The organism is uncultured Kiloniella sp. (assembly GCF_937128705.1).
Classification (GTDB): Bacteria; Pseudomonadota; Alphaproteobacteria; order Kiloniellales; family Kiloniellaceae; genus Kiloniella.
The window spans coordinates 1-1,655 of sequence record NZ_CAKZMP010000078.1 but is presented as its reverse complement, the minus strand read 5'-3'; the positions used below and the strand labels follow the sequence as shown (position 1 = coordinate 1,655).

Genomic DNA, 1,655 nt, shown 5'->3' with positions numbered 1-1,655 from the left:
TCTTTTGTCATTGGCGCAGACCAGATGCTCAATTGTAACGGGGTCTGGTTTGATAAACCGACAGATCTGGATCATGCTGTAGCACATCTAAAGGCTTTATCCGGGAAAACCCATCAGTTGGAATGTTCTGTTTGTGTGGTCAAAAATGGCGAGAGGTTGTGGCACCACAATGAAACGGCTTCTCTGACAATGCGTGATTTAGATAATGATTTTATAATGTCGTATTTAAATGCACTGGGAGATGAGGCCCTTTCTTCTGTTGGGGCATACCAACTGGAAGGTATCGGTGCACAGCTTTTTCATAAAATTCAGGGGGATTATTTTACTATTCTGGGGCTTCCGCTTCTCCCTCTTCTCACGTTTTTTCGACACAACAGGATTCTGGCTTAGATGATTCTTTCTGGCAAAGCCCGTTTGGCCGGGGTAATTGGTTGGCCTATATCCCATTCAAAATCCCCGAGATTACATGGATATTGGTTGGAAGCGCTGGGGATAGATGGTGCCTATCTCCCCCTTGCCATTGAACCTGAAAACTTTGAAACCGCTTTGAAGGGATTGATGTATTCCGGGTTTGGTGGAGTGAATGTCACAGTCCCGCACAAAGAAGCTGCGTTGGCATTCTGTGATGAGGTTGATCCGCTAGCGAAACGAATTGGAGCTGTTAATACGATTTTTTTCAAAGGTGGACGTTCTTATGGTTCTAACACTGACGCGTTTGGGTTTATAGAAAACTTGAGACAAGGTGCTGAAAACCTTGATTTTTCTACAGCTAAAACAGTTGTTTTAGGTGCTGGCGGCGCATCCCGTGGGGTCATTGTTGCCCTTCAGGATGCTGGTGTTAAAAATATAATTCTCGTGAACCGAACAAGAGAGCGCGCAGAAGTTCTTGCGGCAGATTTATCATCAGGTGCTGATAGCATGATTACGGTTGCTGATTGGGAAGATCGCAATGATGTCCTTAACGGTTGTGATTTATTGGTAAACACGACGAGCCTTGGTATGGCAGGCCAACCGCCTTTGGCATTATCACTGGATAAATTGCCAAAATCCTGTGTGGTTACCGATGTTGTTTATGCACCTTTGATTACCCCTCTTCTTGGTTTGGCCGAGAAAAAAGGCAATAAAATTGTGGATGGTCTCGGTATGTTATTGCACCAAGCAAGGCCTGGTTTTGAGGCCTGGTTTGGCGTAAAACCAGTGGTGACAGAGGATCTGCGCAAATTTGTTCTAGAGGGATAGTATCAGGCTGTTGTTCGGGTTTTATTGTATCGGGAACGGATTATTTTAATGCATGTTCTTGGACTTACAGGTTCAATTGGAATGGGGAAATCGACCGCTGCGAAGATGTTTCAGCTATTGAAAGTTCCTGTGCATGATGCTGATGCCACAGTTCATCAATTGATAAGTAAAAATGGTGCAGCAGTTAAGGAAATCTCTAATCTTTTTCCTGAAACCGAGACAGCAAACGGAATCGATCGCAAAAAGCTCGGTGATGCCGTATTTGGGCAGCCCGAAAAATTAAAACAGCTGGAAGTAATTCTACACCCCCTCGTCCGACAAAAGATGCATCGTTTTATAGATCGTTATGCCAGACAAAGGAGAGAACTAGTTGTTCTGGATATACCTCTTCTTTTTGAAACAGGCGGAGACAGGTT

General features: G+C 44.4%; 3 protein-coding genes. All 3 read left to right on the top strand.

Features of this window, described 5'->3' with window-relative positions:
- The coding region (locus tag Q0241_RS04535) for a Maf family protein (protein ID WP_299373796.1) at window positions 1-390 on the top strand (390 nt) is incomplete at its 5' end.
- Window positions 391-1,239: a shikimate dehydrogenase gene (locus tag Q0241_RS04530; protein ID WP_299373793.1), complete on the top strand. Its 849-nt coding sequence runs from the start codon at window positions 391-393 to the stop codon at window positions 1,237-1,239.
- A 48-nt stretch (window positions 1,240-1,287) separates the two neighbouring features.
- Window positions 1,288-1,655 (top strand): dephospho-CoA kinase (coaE, locus tag Q0241_RS04525; protein ID WP_299373790.1); only part of this gene is annotated, 368 nt, incomplete at its 3' end.

Coding starts and splice junctions, on each gene's coding strand:
- Q0241_RS04530 (WP_299373793.1), top strand. CDS start 391: ATGATTCTTTCTGGCAAAGCCCGTTTGGCCGGGGTAATTGGTTGGCCT.